Here is an 18,701-nt window from a genome sequence, read left to right as displayed (position 1 = left end):
GCAGGGAAGGGAGGCCGGAGTGGCAATGCGATCAGCGGCACGGCGGTTTTCACGCAATGGACTGGTAATGCTCGCGTTGTCATTGGCATTGCCCACGCAGGCCCAGGAGCGATCCAGTCCCGTGGACGTGGCCGAGCGCGCTCGATTGGCTGCGCAGCAGGCCGTCGATGCTGCTGCCGGGCTGGATCAAGTGCAGGGCGGTCCATCTTCCTGCGTGGGGGAGGCCTGTACGCCCCGGGCGCTGGCAGGGCGTTATCGCATCGTTGAAGACGGATATGCAGACTCGGTCCTGGAGCTGGTTAGCGACGGGAACTACGCGTTGACGTTGGCGATGCATCCCATGCCCCGCAGCTCGAAAGGGCAATGGTCGCTCGCCGATGGCATGCTTCTGCTGCATCCGCGCGATGATCTCGCCGATACCGTGCAACTCGTTCCGCATGAAGCCAGGTCGGCCGAGCGCGCACAGCTGGCGCAGCTGCTTGCCGACCTGGAGCAGGCGCATCCGGATGCGGATCCGGCTGATCGCAAGGGCCAGGAGGAACGTGGGGAGCTGCAGGCGCAATTGGCGGACACGCACGTAGCTGGCAGGCCGCTGTATGTGAATCTGCTTGATCCAATGAGTGGTGTGGCCAGCGACGGCATACAGGTGGTGCTGGAGCTGGCCCAGGGCGAACTGGCCGCCGAGGGCAGGTTGCCGGAGGGGAACACCTATCGCTTTCCATCGCCGGCGCCGGGGCAGGTCGTGACAGGCCTGCGCCTGCACTTCCCGGGCATGGACCAATCGCTGCGATTGCCGCTGCAACCGCCGTTGCGGCCCGGTTACCAGGTGCTGTTCGATGGCTGCGCGATTGGCCTGTGCGAATCGGCAACGATGGGCCTGCTGTTGGAGCAGGGCGATGATGGCGCGCGTCTGCATGCCTTGGGCGTGGGCATGTTCCAGCGCGTGAACCACTAATGCATTGAATACGCGGCCCCTGTCGTGGCTTCCAGAGTCGAATCCGATGAAGTTCATCAATCTGCAGGACCGGCGTGAACTGCTGCCGGCAATCGCACAAGCCCATGTACAGGCTTTCGGCACGCTGCTTCCCGATTGGACCGTGGCCCAGGCCGAGGCGGAGCTGGCCATGCAGCAGCGCCACACCATCCCCTGCAGCTGGTTGGCGGAAGACGCCGACGGCTGGTTGGGCTCGGTGAGCCTGCTGGATGATGATCATGAGCAGATCCGCGGCTGGTCGCCATGGCTGGCCTCGTTGTACGTCAGTCCGGCTGCGCGTGGCAAAGGCGTGGGTGCGGCGCTGGTCGCGCATTGCGTCGCACAGGCCGCGGCGCTGGCCGTGCCGGTGCTGTACCTGTATTGCGAAGCGCCGCTGGTGGGCTGGTACCGGAGCCTGGGCTGGCATGTGCATGCCGAGCTGCAACTGGGGCCGCTGGCGATCACGGTGATGGCAGTGGATACGTGCCATGCCTGAAGTGTGCAGGAGCGGTGATGCTGGGCTTGCTACGCATACACTTGTCCGCGACCGTTGCCGCCATGAGCAGCGTGCCGCATTCGTAATGAGGTTTTGCCGATGAGTCAGTTCACCGCCACCGATCACCTGCTGATGGCCCGCGCGCTGCGTCTTGCCGAACGTGCCGCCTGGACCACGCGGCCCAACCCGATGGTGGGCTGCGTCATCGCGCACGGTGATGAGGTGGTGGGCGAGGGCTGGCATCAGCGTGCCGGCGGCCCGCATGCCGAGGTGTTCGCGCTGCGACACGCGGGTGAGCGTGCCCGTGGCGCGACCGCCTACGTCACCCTGGAGCCCTGCGCGCATTACGGGCGCACGCCGCCGTGTGCATTGGCCTTGATCGATGCTGGCGTTGGCCGGGTGGTCGCGGCGATGGCCGATCCCTTCCCGGATGTGGATGGTGGCGGCTTTGCCTTGCTGCGACAGGCCGGCATCACCGTTGACGTGGGTTTGATGGCGGCGCAGGCGCGTGAGCTCAATCGTGGCTTCCTGTCGCGCATCGAGCGTGGTCGCCCGTTCGTGCGGGTGAAGCTGGCCGGCAGCCTGGACGGGCGCACGGCAATGGCCAGCGGTGAATCAAAGTGGATCACCGGTGAAGCCGCGCGCGCCGATGTGCAGCACTGGCGCGCACGCGCTGGTGCGATCCTGACCGGCGCGGCCACCGTGTTGGCGGATGATCCGCTGTTGACCGCGCGACCGGACGCCGGTGAGTTCCTGCCGCCGCTGCGCGTGGTGCTGGATGCACGGCTGCGGACCCTGGCGTGTGAGCGTGTGCGCGAGGGTGATGCTGGCACCTTGTATCTGCACGACCCGGCGGTGCTTGCACCAGCAACGGATGGGGCCGAATTTGCGGGTGTTCCAGTACTGGATGATGGCCGGCTCGAGCTTACCGCGGTGATGGCACTGCTGGCCGCGCGTGGCATCAATGAAGTACATGTCGAAGCGGGACCAACCCTGTGCGGTGCCTTGCTCAGGGCCGGGCTGGTCGATGAGTTGCTGCTGTACATGGCGCCGCTGCTGATGGGCGAAGCTGCACGGCCATTGTTGGCGGGGCTGGGCATCGACTCCATGGCGCAGACGGTGGCACTAGAGGTGTGCGACGCGCGCATGATCGGGCAGGACCTGCGGCTGCTGCTGCGCCCCGCGTAAAGGCGTGGTGCCGAGCTGGCTCGACACCACGCTTGAGCCCCTCTCCCGCGTGCAGGAGAGGGAGTGGGGTGAGGGTGGCGCTTCGTAGGTAAAGCCACTGCCGAGCATGGCTCGGCACTACACAGGCATCCAGCCCGTTCCACGGATGGGAAGCACTTGTTCAGCTCTGCCAAGGCCTTCCCGGGGTGGCGCTGGTACAATCGTCGCGCCGGTTCGCCGGCACTCACAAACGTCTTCAGGGCGGGGTGCAACTCCCCACCGGCGGTAGGTGCAATGCCCCAAAAGGGTGCTGTGCGAGCCCGCGAGCGCTCCGGCAAGGCCCGTACAGCAGTGCGGTTGCCCGGTTGGAGGTCAGCAGATCCGGTCAGATGCCGGAGCCGACGGTCATAGTCCGGATGAAAGAAGACGGTGTTTCGGGCCCTTTGCGGGGTCCGTGCGCCTGTTTGCCTTGCGGCGTTTTTCGCTCATCTACTGCGGAGAACGTTAGTGTTCACTGGAATCATCGAAGGCGTCGGCCGTCTGGCCGCACGCGAACCCATCGGCGGCGATGTCCGCTTCACCTTCGCCGTCGGCAGCCTGCCGTTCGAGCAGGTGCAGATGGGCGAAAGCATCGCCGTCAACGGCGTCTGCCTGACCGTCATCGACTTCGACGACAGCAGCTTCAAGGCCGATGCCTCAACCGAAACCCTGGACCTGACCACGCTTGGTGGCCTGGCCGAAGGTGCCGTGATCAACCTTGAGCGCGCCATGCGCCCGACCGACCGCCTTGGTGGCCATCTGGTCAGTGGCCACGTCGATGGCCTCGGCAAGGTGCTGTCCATCCACGAGGATGCACGCGCGCTGCGCTGGCGCTTCGCCGCGCCCAAGGCGCTGCTCAAGTACATCGCCAAGAAGGGCTCGATCTGCGTGGATGGCGTCAGCCTGACCGTCAATGAAGCCGATGACGAGGGATTTGAAGTGGCACTGATCCCGCACACCGTCGCCAATACCGCGTTCTCCGCCACTGGCGTCGGTAGCGCGGTGAACCTGGAAATCGATCTGGTTGCCCGCTATGTCGAGCGCCTGCTGGGCCAAGGAGCCGCACAATGAATTTCGCCCCCGTTCCCGAACTGCTGGAAGAGATCCGCGCCGGTCGCATGGTGGTCATAGTCGATGACGAGGACCGCGAGAACGAAGGCGACCTGATCATGGCTGCCGAGCTGGTCAAACCGTCGGACATCAACTTCATGGTCACCCACGGCCGCGGCCTGGTCTGCCTGCCGCTGACCCGCACGCGCGCAGCCGACCTCGGCCTGGCGCCGATGGTGCAGGCCAATACCGCGCAGTTCCAGACCAATTTCACGGTCAGCATCGAAGCCGCCGAAGGCGTGACCACTGGCATCTCCGCGCATGACCGGGCCCACACCATCCGCACCGCGGTGAAGGCCAATGCCAAACCATCCGACCTGCACCAGCCAGGCCACATCTTCCCGCTGATCGCCCAGCCGGGCGGCGTGCTGACCCGTGCCGGCCACACCGAAGCCGGCGTCGACCTGGCCATGCTGGCCGGGCTGGAGCCGGCGGGTGTGCTGGTGGAGATCCTCAATCCCGACGGCAGCATGGCGCGCCGCCCGGAGCTGGAGGTGTTCGCCCGCGAGCATGGCCTGAAGATGGGCTCGATCGCCGACCTGATCGCCTACCGCCTGGCCACCGAGCACACCGTCGAGCGCGTGGACGAGCGCGATATCGATACCGAATTCGGCGCTTTCAAGCTGGTCACCTACCGTGACCGCATCGCCAATGACCTGCATTTCGCGCTGGTCCGCGGGACCCCGGACAAGGACACCCCGACGCTGGTCCGCGTGCAGGTGGAAAACCCACTGGCCGACCTGCTGCATTGGCGCCGGGATGACTTCGGCGTGGCCAATACCGATGCGCTGCGCGCCATCGACGCCGCCGGCAGCGGCGTGATGGTGGTGCTGTCGGCGCCGCGCGACACCAATTCACTGTTGGCGCGCCTGCGCCAGCAGCCGGTGCCGGTTACCCCGGGCAAGGACAAGGATGTGGGTCAGTGGCGCCGCAACGGTGCTGGCGCCCAGATCCTGTCGGACCTGGGGCTGGGCAAGCTGCGTGTGCTCGGCACCCCGCGCCGGCAGATCGGCCTGGCCGGTTACGGGCTGGAAATCGTCGAAACCGTGCAGCCCTGAGCCGCCGGCACCACCTGCGAGCCCGGCTGGACCGGGCTTGCAGCTGTTTTCTGCGTCGCGGGTTAAGCCCCCGCACGTTAGACTTACCCACCTTTTGGATCCCCATACCCCCATGAGCCACTACGAAGGCGACCTCCGCCCGGCCGGATCGGCCCGTTTTGCCATCATTGCCAGCCGCTGGAACGCCCGCATCACCGATGCATTGGTGACCGGCGCACGCCAGAGCCTGGCCGGCAACGGTATCGGCGAGGACGCAATCGACGTGGTGCGTGTACCCGGTGCCTGGGAAATCCCGCTGGTTGCAGCGCGCCTGGCTGCGGCCGGGCAGCACGCTGCAATCATCACCCTGGGCTGCGTGATCCGTGGCGATACCCGCCACTACGAGCACGTTGCCGACCGTTGTGCCGAAGGCCTGATGCGCGCCCAGCTGGATTTCGGCGTGCCGGTGCTCAATGGCGTGCTGGCGGTGGAGCGGGTGGAAGATGCCGAGGCCCGCGCAGGCGGCAGCCACGGCAACAAGGGTGAGGAAGCCGCCTTGGCGGCAATTGAAATGGTCAATCTTCTGGAACAGCTGCCATGAACAACAAGAACAACGGCAAGCCTGCCGGAAAGCCGGTCCGCCGCGACGGCATTGACCCGGTGCTGCGCTCGCGCGCGCGCCGCCGTGCCCTGCAGGCCATCTACGCGTGGCAGATCTCCGGTGGCAACGCCGAGTCGCTGCTGGCCCAGTTCGCCCATGAGCAGGCGCACGAAATCGCCGACCTGGCGTATTTCGAAAGCCTGCTGCGCGGTGTGCTCGACAACCGCCGTGACCTGGACGAGGCGCTGGCGCCGTTCGTCGACCGTGCGGTCGAGGAAGTGGACGCCATCGAACGTGCGGTGCTGCGCGTGGCCGCCTACGAGCTGCGTTACCGCCAGGACGTGCCGTACCGCGTGGTGATCAACGAAGCCATCGAAACCGCCAAGCGTTTTGGTTCCGAACACGGCCATACCTACGTCAACGGCGTGCTCGACCGCGCCGCCGTGGAGTGGCGCAAGACCGAGTCCAGCCAATAAGCGCTGGCGGCGTGATCGCCGCGCTTGGGGTTTGCCACAACGCCGGGCCGGCATCATCGGTGCCGGCGTTGTTGTTTTTGAGGGAGCGCAGTGATGAGCCTTGACGAGTTTGGCCTGATCGAACGCATCCGCCGCCGCACTGCTGCGCGCGCGGACATCGTGTTGGGGATAGGCGACGATGCCGCCCTGCTGCAGCCGCAAGCTGGCCAGCAACTGGTGGTGACCACCGATACGCTCAACGTGGGCGTGCACTTTCCGGCGGAAACGCCGCCGGCCGATATCGGTTGGAAGGCCTTGGCGGTGAACCTGTCCGATCTGGCCGCCATGGGCGCGCAACCGGCGTGGTGCAGTCTGTCGCTGTCACTGCCCGATGCCGACCCGGACTGGGTCGATCAGTTCGCTCAAGGCTTCTTCCAGCTGGCCGATCTGCATGGCATCGCCTTGATCGGTGGCGACACCACGCGTGGGCCGCTGTCGATCTCCATCACCGCGATGGGCCAGATAGCCGCGGGGCAGGCGCTGCGCCGCGATGCCGCCCAGCCCGGCGATGACATCTGGGTCAGTGGCGTGCCGGGTGAAGCCGGTTTGGCCCTGGCGCTGTGGCAGCAGCGCGCCCTGGATGTCAGCCGGAATGCTGGCGATGCAGCGTTGGAGCACTTGCGCCAGCGTCTGGCGCGGCCAACGCCGAGGGTTGAGCTGGGCCGCGCGTTGCGGGGTTTGGCGACGGCTGCGGTGGATGTGTCCGATGGTCTGCTCGCGGACCTGGGGCACATCTGCGCACGCAGCGGGGTTGCCGCTGATGTGCTCGAACATGCATTGCCGGCCTCGTCGGCGGCGGCGCAGGCGGGCCTGTCCGAGGCGTTCAACACCTTGCGTGGCAGTGCCGGTGACGACTATGAGTTGTGCTTCACCGCGCCACCGGGACAACGGCAGGCCCTGCACGAAACCATGGCATCCGTAGCAGTTCCGCTTACCCGTATTGGCTATATTCGAGCCGGGACAGGGGTACAGGTGATCAACCAGGAGGGTGTTGTGCAGGGGGCATCGAAGCAGGGCTACAACCACTTTTCAGGCGCAGGGGACTAGGGGAACCCCGTAATCAGTAAGGCTGATTTCTGTGTTCACGCGGCATCCACGTATTCATATTTAACATCTCGTTCGTGATGGAAGTCGCGGTTTGGTGCAATCGAGAGTCTGCATCCGGCGACAGCAGACAGGGGGAAGTAGTGGTGGAAACAGCAACGTTGGAAAAAGTGAGGGCGAAGATGAGTGATGTAGGTACGCCCTCGGTCACGGTGGACAGCCGTGCCTTGGAAACAGCACTCGATACCGTCATTGAACGCAACGTTGGCATTTCCATGCTGCTGGTCTCCACGGCCGATGGCCGTGCGATCGCTCACCGTTCGTTGAACAAGCTCGATCCACGGCGCTTGTCGGCGATGAGCAATTCCTTCTTGACGCTTGGGGAAACCTTGTCGCGCGAGCTCGGCCTGTCGGCGGCCGACTACGTGACCATGTCCACCTCACAGGGCAGCATGGTGCTGGTACGCGTTGCCGCGGACCGGCCCTATACGCTGGCCGCGCTCGGCCATGCCGATACCTCCCTTGCCATCCTGCTGTATGCCGCTCGCGATGCTGCGGCGCGGATCAAGGTGTTGCTGTAACTCTCTTGTTGTAAATCATCGGTGCTGCAGCTTGCCTGGCATGCCAGGGAGGCAGCGCGGGTGAACGGCTTCGAGTACGACAACCGATGCGATGCCGGTGCTGCACAGCGGCCCGGTCGCATTCAACACTTAGACAACAATCGATCAGGAACGGAGAAAAACATGGCTGGGAACGTCAAGCTGGACAAGTTGAATGAAATCGCTGGTTTCGTCGGTGCAGCGCTGGTCGACAGCGACAGCGGCATGGCCCTGGGCATGCTCGGCGGTGGCCCGATCAATCTGGAAGTTGCTGCTGCCGGCAACACCGAAGTGGTGCGCGCCAAGCGCCGCGTTGCTGCCTCGCTCGGCATCACCGATGCGATCGAAGACATCCTGATCACCCTGACCAGGCAGTACCACCTGATCCGTCCGCTGGAAAGCAATGCGGACCTGTTCCTGTACGTGGTGCTGGACCGTTCGCGCGCCAACCTGGCGCTGGCACGCCACGAGCTGAAGTCGTTCGAACAGACGCTCGATTTCAAGTGATGCAATGACGTGCTGTTGTTCCGTGACGGAGCAGCAGCACGCCGATAGAGCTTCGACTCACAGACTTGATCGACACCATGAGTGCACCCGCCCGCAAGATCTCTGCGGCCGTTATCGGCTGCCAGGGTTTGGATGTCCTGCACATGATGCGGCTGAAGGTTGCCAGTTCGTTGCTGATGGCCGAGTACATCCAGGCCGACGTGCAGGAGTGGAGCCACCAACAGGTGGACCTGCTGGTGGCCTGTATTGATGACAGCAATGGCCAGCATTTGCTGCGGGAGGCCAGCCAGCAGGGCTTGCCGGTGCTGGCGGTCACACGCAAGGTGTTGTCGGGCCTGAGCATTCCGGGCGTGGCCTACGGCGCCAGCGTCCGCGATATCTACCAGCAGCTGCGACAGCTGCTGGTGGCGTCTGACAACAGCGGCGAGCGTTACAAACCGCGCACGCTGTTCCGCAGTTTGAGTGGCAGCAAAGGCAAGCCCTGCCTGCTGCACATGGGCCTGGTCAAGCTGCTGATCGATGCCACGCATACGCGGGCTACCCTGCTGCGTGATCTGCCCTATGAGAACTTCCTGAAGGCCGCCGCCGAGCCGGGCTGGACCCTGTCGCAGCTCGGCAGCGTCGAGGCCGTGGATGAATGCATGGCCGATGCGGTCAGCACCCATGCCTTCGAGGATTTCTGTTGGCAGGCGGCGGCACGCTCGCCGGAGCCGCTGGTGCAACGGGAGACCGCAAACTCATGCCAGCTGCGCGGCTGGCCGGAGGTCGAGACCGGCAAGTTGCCGGTGCAGTGGCTGTTGCCGATGGCGGCGATGATGCGGCGGCCGTGGCAGCCGGGCGAACTGGCGCAGGCCACCGGCACGTCATTGGATGATATTGCCCGTATCATGGCCGCGGCGGCCTGTACCGGGCTGCTTGATGGCAGCGGCACCGGGGCTGCACCCGCGCAGGGTTCCGGCAACAAGGTGTCCGGTTTCTTCACACGTATCGCCAAGCGATTCGGGCTCAATTTTTCCAAGGGGCTTCAGGTCTGACGGCTATGGCAACCAAGTTGGTTTTTGTCGGTGAAATGGGTGCGGGTAAAACGACTGCGATCCGGTCGATCTCGGACATGGAACCGATCAGCACGGAAATGCCGATCAGCGACGAAGCAGCGCTGGAAGCATTCGAGGATAAATCGCATACGACGGTGGCGCTGGATTACAGCTCCATTGAACTGGGCGATGGTGAGTTGCTGCACGTCTATGGCGTGCCGGGCCAGGCCTACCTGGATTTCATGTGGCCGATCGTGGCGGAAGGCGCAATTGGCGTGATCGTACTTGTGAGCGCACTCAACCCGCGCGCGCTGCCAAGTACGTTGACACTGCTGGAGCGTTTCCGTGCGTTGGCACCGGATGCCTGCTTTGCCGTGGGTGTGACCTGCCAGGACCGCCAGCCTGATTTCAGCTTCGGCGATTTCCGCAATGCCCTTGCCGGCGAAGGCCATCGCTTGCCGGTAATGTGGGTGGACGCCCGCGAGACCAGCCAGGTCGATTTCCTGATCAAGGCCTTGCTGTCCTGCCGCTACGCCGAAGCGATTGCCTGAGCTGTCTGTTGCAGGAGCGGCGTCGGGTTGTAGGAGCGGCGTAAGCCGCGAAGCCGGTGAGCTGTCAGGCGTGGCGCTTGTAAAGCCCCTGCCGAGCATGGCTCGGCACTGCACGGGTGGGCTTCTTGTGGGGGGCGGGGCCGCACGCCCACACGCCCATGCAGCCCCAGATCGCAGTTTCGTCGTGCCCTGGGAAATCTTCAGCTTCGCGGCTTCCGCCGCTCCCACAAAAGCCAGGTAGTTACGCCCTACGCCTCCGGCAACACCTTGCCCGGATTGAGGATGCCGTCCGGGTCCAGCGCCTGCTTGATCGCGCGCATCGTCGCCAGGGTGCCTGCTGAAAATGCCTGCGCCATGAAATCGCGCTTGGCCAGGCCAATCCCGTGCTCACCCGACAAGGTGCCGCCCAGCTGCAGCGCCAATGCAAATACCTTGGGCAGGGCCGCATGCGCGCGCGCATTCTCGTCCGCATCATCCGGGTGATAGAGGATGTTGACGTGCAGGTTGCCGTTGCCGGCATGGCCGAAGGTCACGATCGGCAGCTGGGCCTGTTCGGAGAGTCGCTGCACGCCTTCCACCAGCGCCGGGATCTGCGACACCGGTACCACCACGTCTTCGTTGATCTTGCCCGGCGCGATGGTTTTCAGCGCCGGTGACAGGGCGCGGCGTGCTGCCCACAACTTGTCGCGCGCGCTGCCATCGGTGGCCACATCCAGCGCCAGCATTCCGTCGCCTTCAGCCGCCTCGGCCAAGGCATTCAACAGGTAGGGCAGGGTGTCTTCATCACCGTCTGCATCGATCAGCAACATCGCGCCGGCTTCGGGCACCTGCGCACCGTTGTGACGCAGCAGCTGCAGGCTGCGGGCGTCCATGAATTCCAGCGTGGTCGGCGTCACCGGTTGTGCCATCACCCGCGATACGGCAGCGGCAGCCGCTTCGGCATCGCGGTACAGCACGCGCAGGCCAGCCTGGCTGCGTGGGCGAGGGGTCAGCTTGAGTGTGGCTTCGACGATCAGCGCCAGCGTGCCTTCGCTGCCAACCAGCAGATGGGTGAGGTCGTAGCCGGTGGAATCCTTGGTGTAGGGGCCGCCGCACTGGATCAATTCACCTGTGCCGGTGACCGCGACGAGGCCAAGTACGTTGTCGCGGCTGGTGCCGTACTTCACCGCGCGTGGGCCGCCAGCATTGCAGGCCAGATTGCCGCCGATGCTGCAGATATCCGCACTGGAAGGATCCGGCGGCCAGAACAGGCCGTGCGGCATCAGTGCCTGTTGCAGATCGCCGTTGAGTACCCCGGGTTCGACCACCGCGCAGCGATCTCCGGGTTGTATCGCAACGATGCGGTTCATGCGCGCGAACGACAGCACGATGCCGCCAGCCGTGGGTACCGCAGCGCCGGTGGTGCCGGTGCCGGTGCCGCGACCGACCAGCGGCACGCCGTGTTCGCGGCAGGCGCGGACGATGGCTTGAACCTGTTCGCGTGTGCTTGGCAGGGCCACGCCTTGTGGCAAGGCATGGCGCCAGGAGTTGTCCTGCGCATGGGCTGCGAGCGAGGTGGCGTCGGTGCGCCAGCCGTCGCCCAGCAGCTGTGCCAGGGTGTGCTTGAATGCGTCGGAAAGGGCGGTGTTCACCCGCCCATTCTAGGCCGTGTCATCCGCTGCTGCCGGTCTTGGTGTTCTGCGCTGGCCGCGTGCGTACATGTTCGGGCAGCAGGGCCAGCACCTGCTCCAGGATCCCCGGCAACGACTGTTCCGAATAGCCGCGATGGACGGCGCTGATACGGCCATCCTGGTCCAGCACGAACATCAGGGGGATGGCCTTCACCCCATAGGCCTCGGCGGCCTTGCCCTTGCTGTCGAGTACGTATTCCAGGTCCAGCTTCCTGTTGCGGCGGGCAAAGTCCACCACCTGCGCGCGCGGTTCGTCCCAGTTCACTGCGATGACCTCCAGCGCGTCCTTGCCAACCACGCTCTGCAGGTGCGCCAGCACGGGTAGTTCGCGCATGCAGGGGCCACACCAGCTCGCCCAGAAGGTCATGATGACCACCTTGCCGCGACGTTGCTGCAGGTCGACCAGTTCGCCAGGCAGGTTCTTGCCGAGTGCGATCGAGGGTGGGAACTCGCCGGCGGCAGGAACTCCAGCGGCGGCGAATGATGGGATGGACAGCAGCAACAGGCAGCAGGACAACAGCAGTCTTGAAGACCGCAGCAGGCGGTAGCGCATGGTTTCCCCGGGTGGCTCAGTCGTCGGCGCGGCGGCGCCAACCCTGCGGCGATTGAACCATCTTCCAGCCGATCACCGCCACCAGCAACGGCAGCCATACCCAGCGCAGCTCCGACAGCACCGTCTGCAAGCCGCGCGCGCTGAAGAAGTTGTTGGCGAACGGGGATACGCGGATAGGCCGCCACGGGGCGAACAGGCGCTGGTCACTCCATGGCCACCACAGCGCGACACCGAGGCCGCCGGAGGTCAGTGCGTCCAACAATGGATGCGACAGCGCGCAGATGAAGACGAATGCAAACGCCTGCAGGCGGCTCGCACGCAGTGCCTTGGCAAAGGCAATGGCCAGGGCTGCCAACAGCGTGGCGAACAACAGCGAGTGGCTGGCACCGCGATGACCAAAGCTGTCGGCGTAGGGGATATGCAGGGCGAAGGCCAGTACATCGGCATCGGGCAGCATCGCCGCGGCAACGCCCGCGCCAAGCAGGCGCATGGAAACGCGTCCGCGCTCGCTGGCGCACCACAGTGCAAGCGGGATCGCGGCGTGGGTGAATATGCTTGGCATCAGCAGTCGTCGGCGCGGAAGGCGTCGCGTATCCAGTTCAGGCGCGGCGGCTCGCCACTGGCTTCGACCACATCGAAGCGGCAGGGGCTGTTGGCCAGCGCGGGGTGTTGGTTGAGGTAGAGCTGGGCAGCGCGGACCAGCTTGCGGCGCTTGTTGGCATCGATGGAGGCAGCGCCGCCACCAAACTGGGCGGAGCGGCGGTAACGCACTTCGACAAAGACCAGGCTGGCTGCTTCGCGGTCGTACATCACCAGATCCAGCTCACCACCGCGAAAGCGCACATTGCTGGCCCGCCACTGCAAGCCAGCGTTCTGCAGCAGTGCACGGGCAGCGGTTTCCACCGCTGCGCCGCGTTCGTTCTGCTCAGCGGCCATCACCGATGGCGACCGGGCGGCCCGTGCTGAAGGTCGACCAGGCCGGCGTGCGCAGCACGTTACCGAAACCGTCCAGGTGCAGGGTGCCGGTGGCACCGCTGAGGCCGCCGCTGGTGCTGTTGGCCAGCTTCTCCATGTAGGCGGTGATCTTCCATGCGTCGTAGCCGAAGGCGAACAGGCGGCTGGCACCACCGCGTGCGGTGGGTAACGTGGCGGCAACTGCCGCCGCCGCCGGCAGGCCGGCAACGCCGCGGCTGCTCCAGGCTTCGGTCGGGAAGGCGATGCCATCCAGGGCGACGTCGTCTTCGGCCTTGCCGGTGCCTGCGGTCAACTGCGAGGTGCCAACACGGCTGACGCCGCCCAATCCGGCCAAGGCCAGCTGCGGCGCCAGTACGCGTGCCTGGTTGCCCTTGACCGCGAGCAGGATCGCGTCGACGCCGGTTGCCTGGCGCAGCTGTGCTGTGATGTCTGCAGGCACGTCGCCGACAGTGATGGTCGCGGCGATCTTGCCGCCGCGCTCACTGAAACGTTCCTTGAAGGCACCGCTGGAACGACGCCCGGCGTCGTCACTGCTGGCGATCACCAGCACATTGCGGCGCTCGCGGCCGAGCAGGTACTCGGCCGCCATCAGGCCGTCGTCTTCCGGGGCCAGCGAAAACGCGGCGTTGCCCGGTGGCGGTGCGTCCTTGCCGCGATTCAGGGCCAGCAGCGGCACCGGCAGCTCGCTGCGGTGGAACAACGCGTCCACTTCGTCGCGGCCGAGCGGGCCGACAATGAAATCGACGCCGTTGCCGACCGCCTTGTCATAGGCCGCGCCGGCACCGCTGGCGGTGCCCTTGGTGTCGATGAAGTCGATCGACGGGCGGCGACGGCTCTCGCCGTAGTAAGCGGCCAGCAGCCCGTCACGGACCGATGCACCGGCGGCAGCGAGGTTGCCGCTGAGCGGCAACAGCACCGCCATCTTCACCGGCGGCCGGTAGCCGTCGGCATCGGCGGCCGGGCGCTTGCTGGTATCCAGTTGCGAGGCGGTATCGCGGTCGAACGGACGCGGCAGCGGCAGGCCGCGGCCGATCAGGGCGCGCCCTGCGTGGTTGTAAAGCGGATCACCGACCGGCAGCGCGGCGGCGCGGCTGCTCAGGGTGGCGTCGTTCAGGCCGGCCAACAGGCGGGTGATGGCACGCTGGTTGTCGTTGCGTGCCGTGCCGCTGAGCTGGGTGCCGGCGCGGGCGCGTTCGGCAGCTGCGGCGAAGGCGTCGCCGGTGGCTTCCAGCGCCTGCGCGCGGGCCAGGTACCAGCGTGCCTGCAGTGGCGCCGACAGTGCTGCCGGATTCTCGGTCAGTGCCTGCAGCACGGTGGCCGGCTGCTTGTCGCCCAACGCCAGCTCGGCCTGCAGCAGGTTGAAGCGCTGGCGGGTGGCACCGGACAGCTGGCGCGGCTGCACCTGTGCCATCAGCATGCGCGCACGCGCGCTGTCACCGGCCTCCTGCCAGGCAAAGGCGGCATCGGCCAGCAAGGGGCTCTTGGCGCCGCCACGTACCAGTGCGGCCTGGGCTTCCAGTTGCTGTGCGGCGTCGCGCGGTTTGCCTTGTTCAAGCAGGGCGATGGCGGCCTGCTGGGCGGGGGAGCTGGTCGGCGCTACGCTGGTGGTGGCGCAGCCGACGAACAGCAGCATCGACAGTGACAGGGCGGAAATCCGTGCGGCTGGCTTGTTCATTTGAGGTCCGTTCGACAGGGCGCGGCAGTGCCGGGCGGGGGAAACGGTACGATTCTACCCTTGGCCCACGGAAATACCGATGATGAGTACTGCTGCTGCCACCTTGTATGTCGTTGCCACGCCGATTGGCAACCTTGGCGATCTGAGCCCGCGTGCACAGGAGGTGCTGCGTTCGGTGGCCGCCATCTGCGCGGAAGACACCCGTCATACCGGTCAGCTGTTATCGCATTTCGGCATCAGCAAACCCTTGGTGGCGCTGCATGACCACAACGAAGAGGCGATGGCCGAACGCGTTGTGGCACGCCTGCTGGGCGGTGAGTCGTTGGCGGTGGTCAGCGATGCCGGCACGCCGCTGGTCAGCGACCCGGGCTTTCGTCTGGTGCGCGCGGCGCGTGTGGCGGGGGTCAAGGTCAGCCCAATCCCAGGCGCCTGCGCGGCAATTGCTGCCCTGAGCGTGGCCGGATTGCCCAGTGATCGATTTGTATTCGAAGGTTTCCTGCCGGCCAAGGGCGCGGCCCGACGCGAACGCCTGAACAAACTGGCGGCCGAGACCGGCACCCTTGTGTTCTACGAATCCTCGCACCGAATCGCCGAATCGCTGACTGACATGGCGGCGGCCTTTGGTGGTGAACGTCCGGCGGTGGTGGCGCGCGAATTGACCAAGCTGTTCGAAACCGTGCTTGATGGCAGCCTGGAGCAACTGCTGGCCAAGGTGCTGGCTGACGACAACCAGCGCAAGGGCGAGTTCGTGGTGATGGTGCAGGGCGCCGGCGACGATGAAGAAGCCAAGATCGCCGAAGGCCGCCGTCTATACGCCAAATTGAACGAGCACCTGCCACCTTCCACTGCCGCCAAGCTGGCGGCCGAACTGAGCGGCGCGCCGCGCAAGGCTTTGTATGGACAGGGCAGCAACGACTGAGGCGATGTGGGCGGCGGCCGATGCTGCCAGCCTGCGCCAGCAACTGGACCTGCGCGAGCACCCGCTGGCGGGCGGCACTGGCGGCGAGATCAAGACCCAGCGCGAGCGCTGGATGATGGTGCGCTGGTTGACCGCCTGGGCATCGGAGCTGGTCTATCCGCTGCGGGTGCGTAAACGCGAAAGCCCGGACTTCATGTTGGACACCGGTAATGACCGGGTCGGCGTGGAATGCATGGAAGTGGTGCCTGAGGCCTTCAAGCAGGTGCAGGCCAAGTTGAACGGCATCAATTCCGGCTGGGTGCGGCCGGTGCCGCAGCATCGCGCCGAAGAGGCACGTGCCGAATGGGATAGCCCGCTGCTGCGGCAGTTGTTGGCTGACACCTATGAAGGTAGTCCATGGGCGGGCGATGAGCCTGAGCGGCTGTGGGTGGAAGTGATGCGCTGGGCGGTGGAGAAGAAGCGCCAGGTCCTGCACAAACCGGGCTATGCGCGGCAATCGCGCAATGTGTTGTTGCTGTACGACAACTGGCCGTTGCCGGCGGTGGCTTTCGTCGAAGATGCCGATCCTGCAGTGCTGCGCAGCTGGGCTCTGGCGGCCCTGGATGAATTGTCGCGGCAGTTGCTGGGCAGCGGCGCGCATGCGGACTTCCAGCAGATCGACATCCTGCATGAAGGTTGGTTGCTGTCATTCACGCATGACGGCGTGCGACCGCTGCGTTACCGGATGCTTGCAGCTGAATGAAATGATCGGCCGGTGTGGTGCTGGACGTGCGACAATACGCGCGGCGGAGTCGGCCAGACAGTCGCGTCATTCCTTCGGGAGTGCCGAGGAAAGTCCGGGCTCCACAGGGCAAGGTGCCAGGTAACGCCTGGGCGGCGCAAGCCGACGGAAAGTGCAACAGAAAGATACCGCCTACGTCTCTTTCGAGAGGCCGGTAAGGGTGAAATGGTGCGGTAAGAGCGCACCGCGAGTCTGGTAACAGACCGGCACGGCAAACCCCACCTGGAGCAAGACCAAATAGGGACCTAATGGCGTGGCCCGCGTCGGGTCCGGGTAGGTTGCTTGAGCGTTACGGTGACGTAGCGCCTAGAGGAATGACTGTCCACGACAAAACCCGGCTTATCGGCCGGCTCCGCCGCTTTTTCTGCCCGCCGGGCAGAAAAAGCCCCAAAGTTTTGCGTGGCAAAACTTTGGGCCCCAGGCCTTTAGCCTTCCAATTCCCCGCGCCTGTCGGCGCGCCCCCTTTACTAAAGGGGGCTGTTGCTCTTCGGATTTTTTGCTTGGCTCGCTGTGCATCGTGGTGGGGAAAGTGCGGCTGTAGCTTTTGTGGCTGTGGCTTTTGCTCTGCTTTCGGCTCCAGTTCTAGCCCTGATTGTGATTGTGATTGTGGTTGTGGCTCTTGCTCTTGCCTCTGCCTCTGCCTCTGGCTTTTGCTGAGGCTTTGGCTTTGGCTTTGGCTGTTGCTGTTGCTGTTGCCGTGGCTTTGGCCTTGGCTGTTGTTCCTGCCTTGCTGTGTTCTTTCCCTTCTCCCGCTTGCGGGGGAAGGTGCCCGTAGGGCGGATGGGGGAGCTTTTGATCTTGCTTTCGCTGTGGGTCAAAGCCAAAGCCAAAGCACCCCTCCCTAACCCTCCCCTTCGCCTGCGGCGAAAGGGAGGGGATCAAGCTGCGGCGAAAGGGAGGGAACTAGGAGCCAAAATCTTCTTCTCCAATCTCCATGCGTGTCTCCCCCAGATACACGCCATCCGGGCCGAAACGGCGTTCGTGGATGAAACCGCCACCATCCTGGTCGATCGCCACGATGGTGCTGGCGCGGGTGCCGTAGTCGGTTCCGCGTATGAAGGCGCTCGATAGCAATCGCTCCAACTCCAAAGGAACGCCGGTAGATGGCAGCTGAGCGTCCTGCGCCTGCTGCTCATCGGCCAGCGCGGCCCAGAGCGGCTCCAGACCGTCACTACCGGTGGCCAACCAATCCTCAAGTACGCCCATCAAGCGCCGGGTCTTGGGCCAGGGGGCATCCAATGCGCCGTTCGACATGCCGTGCACGCCTGGCGCCAGATCCTGCCGGGCCTGCGGGTGGTTGCCGAGATAGCTGCAGCTTTCAGCGTCGGCGACCAATAGATTGAACGGTGCGAACTCCTGCGCCCGGCTGGCCAGGGTGTCGGCATAGTCCGTGGCCGGCTGTCCGCCAGCCAGGTAGCTGGCGATCAGCTCGCCACGCGAAGGTCCGCCGGTGGCTGCGCTCGGGTCACGCACATTGGTGACCACGGCGGCTTGCCCGTACACATTCACCCCCACCCAGCTGCCGCCGGAGCGCAGGTCGCGGCCGGCGATCACGTTGTCGGAGGGCGATGACCAGCGCTGCATGGGCGCAGTGGGGCGGGCGTGGAACTCGTCACGGTTGCCGGCCATGAGCAGGCGCCAATGCGGGTGGGTTTTCCAGGCGAGGGCGACAAGGCACATGCACGGAGTGTGCCGTTTTGCGCGGGTGTCAGCCACGTGCGGCTGAATGGCGGCTGGGCTGTGGCCCCGTTTTCACGCAGCCTCTACACCACTGAATTTCATACAAATCTCAAAATTTGAAGTAAACCAGTAACTTGTGGATAAACCTTGAACAACTCTCTAAAGATTGGTGCAAGCCATTGATGCGGCACGTGATTTTGTGTGGTGAAAGTTGTTGACAACCCTAGGCGCGCTGCTAAGGTGGGCATCAGAGGGGAAACCGGGTTTTTTGTGGTTTTTCGTGGTTCAATAACTTCCCAAGCAAAACGAACGAACGGGTGCCTCAGGCGTGTTTCAAGGTGAGACTGCCATCACGGTTGACGACAAGGGACGCATGGCGGTGCCAACCGCCTACCGCGACCTGGTTGCGCGCGCCAGTGGTAATCGCCTTGTGCTGACCTACAACCCGTTCGAAGCCGGTTGCCTGTGGTTGTACTCAGAGCAGGAGTGGGAGCGGGTGCGGGACGACGTAATGGCAAAGCCCAATACCCAGCGCGTAGTGCGCACCCTGCAGCAGAAGCTTGTCGGCTCGGCCGCCCATCTGGAACTGGATGGCAATGGCCGTATCAGCCTGCCGTCCAGTCACCGCAGCGCGGTGGGCATCGAGAAGAAAGCAGTGTTGATGGGCATGGGTGACAAGTTCGAATTGTGGAGCGAGCAAGCGCATCGCGCACTGATCCAGCAGACGTTGTCTGACGAGGATCTAGGCGATGGGCTTCTCGATCTCAAGTTGTGA

At 64.9% G+C, this 18,701-nt stretch carries 21 protein-coding genes, 1 other RNA gene and 1 riboswitch; of the genes, 16 read left to right on the top strand and 6 right to left on the bottom strand.

From position 1 onward, the window contains the following. Positions 1 to 67: 67 nt before the first annotated feature. The 12 genes from AC13FW_RS07950 to AC13FW_RS07895 all read left to right on the top strand — a co-directional run bounded on the left by AC13FW_RS07950 (position 68) and on the right by AC13FW_RS07895 (position 9,673). Positions 68 to 955 carry a hypothetical protein gene (locus AC13FW_RS07950; RefSeq protein ID WP_482988740.1) on the top strand — a complete coding sequence of 296 codons (888 nt, stop codon included), beginning with the start codon at positions 68 to 70 and terminating at the stop codon, positions 953 to 955. 46 nt (positions 956 to 1,001) lie between these two features. Next, on the top strand, positions 1,002 to 1,469 hold the full coding sequence (locus AC13FW_RS07945) for a GNAT family N-acetyltransferase (RefSeq protein WP_482988739.1): 468 nt from the start codon (positions 1,002 to 1,004) through the stop codon (positions 1,467 to 1,469). Positions 1,470 to 1,568: 99 nt separating this feature from the next. Next, positions 1,569 to 2,657 carry a bifunctional diaminohydroxyphosphoribosylaminopyrimidine deaminase/5-amino-6-(5-phosphoribosylamino)uracil reductase RibD gene (gene ribD, locus AC13FW_RS07940; RefSeq protein ID WP_482988738.1) on the top strand — a complete coding sequence of 363 codons (1,089 nt, stop codon included), beginning with the start codon at positions 1,569 to 1,571 and terminating at the stop codon, positions 2,655 to 2,657. 227 nt (positions 2,658 to 2,884) lie between these two features. Beyond that, positions 2,885 to 3,068, top strand: a riboswitch (FMN riboswitch). A 75-nt stretch (positions 3,069 to 3,143) separates the two neighbouring features. Further along, a complete protein-coding gene (locus tag AC13FW_RS07935; RefSeq protein WP_296249993.1) occupies positions 3,144 to 3,746 on the top strand; it encodes a riboflavin synthase in 603 nt (200 codons plus the stop codon). Beyond that, the gene (gene ribB / locus AC13FW_RS07930) at positions 3,743 to 4,843 is read left to right on the top strand and encodes a 3,4-dihydroxy-2-butanone-4-phosphate synthase (RefSeq protein ID WP_481507933.1); all 1,101 of its coding nucleotides are present in this window, start codon (positions 3,743 to 3,745) and stop codon (positions 4,841 to 4,843) included. Before AC13FW_RS07935 ends, ribB begins: the two co-directional genes overlap by 4 nt. Before the next feature lie 112 nt (positions 4,844 to 4,955). Then, positions 4,956 to 5,423, top strand: coding sequence for a 6,7-dimethyl-8-ribityllumazine synthase (ribH, locus tag AC13FW_RS07925; protein ID WP_282266327.1), 468 nt, complete (start codon positions 4,956 to 4,958; stop codon positions 5,421 to 5,423). Further along, entirely contained in the window at positions 5,420 to 5,899 is a 480-nt protein-coding gene (nusB, locus tag AC13FW_RS07920) for a transcription antitermination factor NusB (RefSeq protein WP_282266329.1), read from the top strand. Before ribH ends, nusB begins: the two co-directional genes overlap by 4 nt. A gap of 93 nt (positions 5,900 to 5,992) precedes the next feature. After that, positions 5,993 to 6,985: a thiamine-phosphate kinase gene (gene thiL, locus AC13FW_RS07915; RefSeq protein WP_482988737.1), complete on the top strand. Its 993-nt coding sequence runs from the start codon at positions 5,993 to 5,995 to the stop codon at positions 6,983 to 6,985. Between the two features lie 179 nt (positions 6,986 to 7,164). Next, complete coding sequence (locus AC13FW_RS07910) at positions 7,165 to 7,563, top strand: roadblock/LC7 domain-containing protein (protein WP_296250001.1); 399 nt, start codon at positions 7,165 to 7,167, stop codon at positions 7,561 to 7,563. A 162-nt stretch (positions 7,564 to 7,725) separates the two neighbouring features. After that, positions 7,726 to 8,088 carry a roadblock/LC7 domain-containing protein gene (locus AC13FW_RS07905; RefSeq protein WP_062169316.1) on the top strand — a complete coding sequence of 121 codons (363 nt, stop codon included), beginning with the start codon at positions 7,726 to 7,728 and terminating at the stop codon, positions 8,086 to 8,088. A gap of 77 nt (positions 8,089 to 8,165) precedes the next feature. Next, on the top strand, positions 8,166 to 9,122 hold the full coding sequence (locus AC13FW_RS07900; RefSeq protein WP_482988736.1) for a hypothetical protein: 957 nt from the start codon (positions 8,166 to 8,168) through the stop codon (positions 9,120 to 9,122). Beyond that, the gene (locus tag AC13FW_RS07895; protein ID WP_343229773.1) at positions 9,119 to 9,673 is read left to right on the top strand and encodes a GTP-binding protein; all 555 of its coding nucleotides are present in this window, start codon (positions 9,119 to 9,121) and stop codon (positions 9,671 to 9,673) included. Before AC13FW_RS07900 ends, AC13FW_RS07895 begins: the two co-directional genes overlap by 4 nt. Before the next feature lie 248 nt (positions 9,674 to 9,921). Here AC13FW_RS07895 and AC13FW_RS07890 read toward each other — a convergent pair whose 3' ends face one another. Genes AC13FW_RS07890 through AC13FW_RS07870 form a run of 5 tightly spaced genes read right to left on the bottom strand, consistent with a single transcriptional unit; the run spans position 9,922 to position 14,546 of the window. After that, positions 9,922 to 11,304 carry an FAD-binding oxidoreductase gene (locus AC13FW_RS07890; RefSeq protein ID WP_482988735.1) on the bottom strand — a complete coding sequence of 461 codons (1,383 nt, stop codon included), beginning with the start codon at positions 11,302 to 11,304 and terminating at the stop codon, positions 9,922 to 9,924. Positions 11,305 to 11,323: 19 nt separating this feature from the next. Then, positions 11,324 to 11,896, bottom strand: coding sequence for a TlpA disulfide reductase family protein (locus AC13FW_RS07885; protein ID WP_296250013.1), 573 nt, complete (start codon positions 11,894 to 11,896; stop codon positions 11,324 to 11,326). 16 nt (positions 11,897 to 11,912) lie between these two features. After that, positions 11,913 to 12,458, bottom strand: a complete 546-nt coding sequence (locus AC13FW_RS07880) for a metal-dependent hydrolase (RefSeq protein ID WP_482988734.1) — start codon at positions 12,456 to 12,458, stop codon at positions 11,913 to 11,915. Continuing rightward, complete coding sequence (locus AC13FW_RS07875; protein ID WP_482988733.1) at positions 12,458 to 12,832, bottom strand: YraN family protein; 375 nt, start codon at positions 12,830 to 12,832, stop codon at positions 12,458 to 12,460. The genes AC13FW_RS07880 and AC13FW_RS07875 overlap by 1 nt, the downstream gene beginning before the upstream one ends. Beyond that, the gene (locus AC13FW_RS07870; RefSeq protein ID WP_482988732.1) at positions 12,822 to 14,546 is read right to left on the bottom strand and encodes a penicillin-binding protein activator; all 1,725 of its coding nucleotides are present in this window, start codon (positions 14,544 to 14,546) and stop codon (positions 12,822 to 12,824) included. Before AC13FW_RS07870 ends, AC13FW_RS07875 begins: the two co-directional genes overlap by 11 nt. Before the next feature lie 82 nt (positions 14,547 to 14,628). On the opposite strand from AC13FW_RS07870, the gene rsmI reads away from it, so the two are divergent. The 3 genes from rsmI to rnpB all read left to right on the top strand — a co-directional run bounded on the left by rsmI (position 14,629) and on the right by rnpB (position 16,604). After that, entirely contained in the window at positions 14,629 to 15,465 is an 837-nt protein-coding gene (rsmI, locus tag AC13FW_RS07865) for a 16S rRNA (cytidine(1402)-2'-O)-methyltransferase (protein WP_482988731.1), read from the top strand. Beyond that, positions 15,443 to 16,207: a hypothetical protein gene (locus AC13FW_RS07860; RefSeq protein WP_482988730.1), complete on the top strand. Its 765-nt coding sequence runs from the start codon at positions 15,443 to 15,445 to the stop codon at positions 16,205 to 16,207. The genes rsmI and AC13FW_RS07860 overlap by 23 nt, the downstream gene beginning before the upstream one ends. A 45-nt stretch (positions 16,208 to 16,252) precedes the next feature. Beyond that, positions 16,253 to 16,604, top strand: an RNA gene (rnpB, locus tag AC13FW_RS07855) — RNase P RNA component class A. A 545-nt stretch (positions 16,605 to 17,149) separates the two neighbouring features. On the opposite strand, the gene AC13FW_RS07850 is transcribed toward rnpB, so the two are convergent. After that, entirely contained in the window at positions 17,150 to 17,926 is a 777-nt protein-coding gene (locus AC13FW_RS07850; RefSeq protein WP_296250025.1) for an NRDE family protein, read from the bottom strand. Between the two features lie 328 nt (positions 17,927 to 18,254). On the opposite strand from AC13FW_RS07850, the gene mraZ reads away from it, so the two are divergent. After that, positions 18,255 to 18,701, top strand: a complete 447-nt coding sequence (gene mraZ, locus AC13FW_RS07845; RefSeq protein WP_282266355.1) for a division/cell wall cluster transcriptional repressor MraZ — start codon at positions 18,255 to 18,257, stop codon at positions 18,699 to 18,701.

This window comes from Stenotrophomonas sp. 21LCFQ19 (assembly GCF_056861425.1).
This window is presented reverse-complemented; position numbering and strand designations above follow the sequence as displayed.

Excerpts from the sequence above, each read along its gene's own strand:
- AC13FW_RS07910 (WP_296250001.1), top strand. The coding sequence starts at position 7,165 with ATGAGTGATGTAGGTACGCCCTCGGTCACGGTGGACAGCCGTGCCTTG.
- AC13FW_RS07885 (WP_296250013.1), bottom strand. The coding sequence starts at position 11,896 with ATGCGCTACCGCCTGCTGCGGTCTTCAAGACTGCTGTTGTCCTGCTGC.
- AC13FW_RS07875 (WP_482988733.1), bottom strand. The coding sequence starts at position 12,832 with ATGGCCGCTGAGCAGAACGAACGCGGCGCAGCGGTGGAAACCGCTGCC.
- ribB (WP_481507933.1), top strand. The coding sequence starts at position 3,743 with ATGAATTTCGCCCCCGTTCCCGAACTGCTGGAAGAGATCCGCGCCGGT.
- thiL (WP_482988737.1), top strand. The coding sequence starts at position 5,993 with ATGAGCCTTGACGAGTTTGGCCTGATCGAACGCATCCGCCGCCGCACT.
- AC13FW_RS07950 (WP_482988740.1), top strand. The coding sequence starts at position 68 with ATGCTCGCGTTGTCATTGGCATTGCCCACGCAGGCCCAGGAGCGATCC.
- AC13FW_RS07880 (WP_482988734.1), bottom strand. The coding sequence starts at position 12,458 with ATGCCAAGCATATTCACCCACGCCGCGATCCCGCTTGCACTGTGGTGC.
- AC13FW_RS07870 (WP_482988732.1), bottom strand. The coding sequence starts at position 14,546 with ATGAACAAGCCAGCCGCACGGATTTCCGCCCTGTCACTGTCGATGCTG.
- AC13FW_RS07905 (WP_062169316.1), top strand. The coding sequence starts at position 7,726 with ATGGCTGGGAACGTCAAGCTGGACAAGTTGAATGAAATCGCTGGTTTC.
- nusB (WP_282266329.1), top strand. The coding sequence starts at position 5,420 with ATGAACAACAAGAACAACGGCAAGCCTGCCGGAAAGCCGGTCCGCCGC.
- ribH (WP_282266327.1), top strand. The coding sequence starts at position 4,956 with ATGAGCCACTACGAAGGCGACCTCCGCCCGGCCGGATCGGCCCGTTTT.
- AC13FW_RS07860 (WP_482988730.1), top strand. The coding sequence starts at position 15,443 with ATGGACAGGGCAGCAACGACTGAGGCGATGTGGGCGGCGGCCGATGCT.
- AC13FW_RS07850 (WP_296250025.1), bottom strand. The coding sequence starts at position 17,926 with ATGTGCCTTGTCGCCCTCGCCTGGAAAACCCACCCGCATTGGCGCCTG.
- rsmI (WP_482988731.1), top strand. The coding sequence starts at position 14,629 with ATGAGTACTGCTGCTGCCACCTTGTATGTCGTTGCCACGCCGATTGGC.
- AC13FW_RS07945 (WP_482988739.1), top strand. The coding sequence starts at position 1,002 with ATGAAGTTCATCAATCTGCAGGACCGGCGTGAACTGCTGCCGGCAATC.
- ribD (WP_482988738.1), top strand. The coding sequence starts at position 1,569 with ATGAGTCAGTTCACCGCCACCGATCACCTGCTGATGGCCCGCGCGCTG.
- AC13FW_RS07900 (WP_482988736.1), top strand. The coding sequence starts at position 8,166 with ATGAGTGCACCCGCCCGCAAGATCTCTGCGGCCGTTATCGGCTGCCAG.